The 2,661-nt window shown below is 61.6% G+C and carries 4 protein-coding genes; 2 read left to right on the top strand and 2 right to left on the bottom strand.

Translation table 11 applies throughout. The annotated features are described in order from the left end of the window. Window positions 1–390: thiamine pyrophosphate-binding protein (locus RAC97_RS24525; protein WP_375102208.1), on the bottom strand; the 390-nt coding region annotated here is incomplete at its 3' end. A 257-nt stretch (window positions 391–647) separates the two neighbouring features. Between RAC97_RS24525 and RAC97_RS24520 the strand changes: the two genes are divergently transcribed. Beyond that, window positions 648–1,088, top strand: a complete 441-nt coding sequence (locus tag RAC97_RS24520) for a heme-binding protein (RefSeq protein ID WP_375102207.1) — start codon at window positions 648–650, stop codon at window positions 1,086–1,088. Between the two features lie 61 nt (window positions 1,089–1,149). Here the strand turns inward: RAC97_RS24520 and RAC97_RS24515 are convergent, their stop codons facing one another. After that, entirely contained in the window at window positions 1,150–1,761 is a 612-nt protein-coding gene (locus tag RAC97_RS24515) for a TetR/AcrR family transcriptional regulator (RefSeq protein WP_375102206.1), read from the bottom strand. A gap of 132 nt (window positions 1,762–1,893) precedes the next feature. On the opposite strand from RAC97_RS24515, the gene RAC97_RS24510 reads away from it, so the two are divergent. Continuing rightward, a partial coding sequence (locus tag RAC97_RS24510) for a DUF808 domain-containing protein (protein ID WP_379671518.1) occupies window positions 1,894–2,661 on the top strand: 768 nt, incomplete at its 3' end.

Below are 2,661 nucleotides of genomic sequence, written 5' to 3'. Positions count from 1 at the left end.
CGCCCACTTGGTGACGGGCTTGACGATGCTGGTGATGTCGACGGCCTGGAAGTCTTCCTTGTGCAGGCGAGCACGCGGGGCCTGGCCGGTGATGCAGAGGATCGGGATGGAGTCGGCGGAGGCGCTGTACAGGCCGGTGACCATGTCGGTGCCGGCAGGGCCGGAGGTACCGATGCACACGCCGATATTGCCGGCCTTGGTGCGGGTGTAGCCCTCGGCCATGTGCGAGGCGCCTTCGACGTGGCGAGCGAGGACGTGATCGATGCCGCCGACTTTCTTCAGGGCCGAGTACAGCGGGTTGATGGCAGCCCCTGGGATGCCGAACGCGGTGTTTACGCCTTCGCGGCGCATGACCAGAACGGCTGCATCGATTGCTCTCATTTTGCTCATGGGTTGTGCCTCATCGATTTTGTAATTGTATACAACTTGCTTTGCGGCAAAGTGTATTCACGCTCCGATGCTCAGGTCAATGCTTTTCATCGGGGCAAATGACTTTTGCCTGGAACCCAATGAAGAATGGGTGTCTATTGGAGTGGGTACTAAAATGCAAAAATATTGTATACAAAAAATAAATCAGTTGTGTTCTATTGGCTTGTCGTTTTTTCACTGCCCTCGGGGCTTCTCATAACAAGAAGAGGACCTTTTCCATGAACGTTTTGACCCTGAAAGTCGCCGTCAGCCTGGTGAATTCCGCGTTGGCGGCAGGCCGCAATATCGGGGCAGCGCCCTTGACGGTGGCGGTGCTCGATGCCGGCGGCCACCTGTTGGCGCTGCAACGCGAAGATGGTGCCAGCCTGCTACGACCGCAGGTGGCCATGGGCAAGGCCTGGGGCGCTATTGCCTTGGGCAAGGGCTCGCGCCTGCTGGCGCTGGACGCGCAGCAACGCCCGGCGTTCTTCGCTGCGCTCAATGGCTTGGGCGAGCGGCCGGTGGTGCCTGCGCCGGGTGGGGTGCTGGTACGTGATCAGGACGGCAAAGTGCTGGGAGCGGTAGGGATCAGCGGGGATACGTCGGATATAGACGAGCAGTGTGCGATCAGTGCGATCGAGGCGCTGGGGTTGACGGCGGATGCTGGGGTCGCAGCCTGATAGAGGGTGTCAGTACCGGCCTCATCGCGGGCTTGTCCCGCGATGAGGGTGCCGCCGAGGTTCAGGCTACCTCGGGCTCGCAGCCTTTCAATACCAGGCGAATGATGGTCTCGGCCGCCGCGTCATAGTCACTGTCGGCCAGCTTCGCCTTGCCGGTGACCACGGCGATCTGCCAGTCGAAGTCGGCGTAGGTCTGGGTCGCCGCCCAGATGCTGAACATCAAATGGTGCGGGTCGACCGGGGCGATCTGCCCGCGCTCGATCCAGCGCTGGATGCATTCGATGTTGTGTCGCGCCTGCTCGTTCAACTGCTGCACCTGCCCCGGCGAAAGGTGCGGGGCGCCGTGCATGATCTCGCTGGCGAACACCTTGGAGGCATAGGGCAAGTCGCGGGAGATGCGGATCTTCGAGCGGATATAGCCGCTTAGCACCTCTTTCGGGTCGCCCTCTGCATTGAACGGCGAGGACGCCTGCATGATCGGCGCGATGATGCTCTCCAGCACTTCGCGATAGAGGTTTTCCTTCGACTTGAAGTAGTAGTAGACATTCGGCTTGGGCAGGCCTGCCTTGGCGGCGATGTCGCTGGTCTTGGTCGCGGCGAAGCCCTTGTCGGCGAATTCCTCGCTGGCCGCGCGCAGGATCAGTTCCTTGTTGCGCTCGCGAATCGTGCTCATGATCTACGGATCTTCCTCATGTCTGGCCCACTCTAAGAGGGGATCGGGCATGGTAGCACCGCGCCCGACGGCGGCTCAAGGCAGCGACTTTGGGCTAGAATTCGACCCTTCAGCCCACGGGAACAGGCGAACATGGCAGGAAGCAATCTATTGGTACTCATCGACGACATCGCCACGGTGCTCGATGACGTTTCATTGATGACCAAGGTCGCGGCCAAGAAAACCGCGGGTGTGCTGGGTGACGACCTGGCGCTCAATGCCCAGCAGGTCACCGGCGTGCGTGCCGAGCGGGAAATTCCGGTGGTGTGGGCGGTGGCCAAGGGCTCGCTGCTCAACAAGTTGATCCTGGTGCCGGCGGCGCTGCTGATCAGCGCGTTCATTCCCTGGGCGGTGACGCCGCTGTTGATGCTGGGCGGTGCCTACCTGTGCTTCGAGGGCTTCGAGAAGCTCGCGCACAAGTTCCTGCACAGCAAGGAAGACGACGAGGCGGGGCACAGTGCACGCAAAGAGGCCCTGGCCGACCCTGACATCGATTTGGTGGCCTTCGAGAAAGACAAGATCAAGGGCGCGGTGCGCACCGACTTCATCCTTTCGGCAGAGATCATCGCCATTACCCTGGGGACAGTCGCCGATGCGCCTCTGGCCCAGCAGGTGATCGTGCTGTCGGGCATTGCCGTCGTCATGACCATTGGCGTTTACGGACTGGTGGCGGGCATCGTCAAGCTCGACGACCTGGGGTTGTGGCTGACGCAGAAGGGCTCGGCCCTGGCGCGAGGTATCGGCAACGGCATCCTGCGCGCGGCACCGTACATGATGAAGAGCCTGTCGGTGATCGGCACGGCGGCGATGTTTCTGGTGGGCGGCGGGATTCTGGTGCATGGCATCGAGCCGCTGCATCAC

This window comes from Pseudomonas sp. LS_2, assembly GCF_042709235.1.
Taxonomy (GTDB): Bacteria; Pseudomonadota; Gammaproteobacteria; order Pseudomonadales; family Pseudomonadaceae; genus Aquipseudomonas.
The sequence above is the reverse complement of the archived record's forward strand: the minus strand, read 5'-3'. Positions and strand labels throughout refer to the sequence as shown.

Bases quoted from the DNA above. Each gene is read 5' to 3' on its own strand.
- RAC97_RS24520 (WP_375102207.1), top strand. From the start codon at position 648: ATGAACGTTTTGACCCTGAAAGTCGCCGTCAGCCTGGTGAATTCCGCG.
- RAC97_RS24515 (WP_375102206.1), bottom strand. From the start codon at position 1,761: ATGAGCACGATTCGCGAGCGCAACAAGGAACTGATCCTGCGCGCGGCC.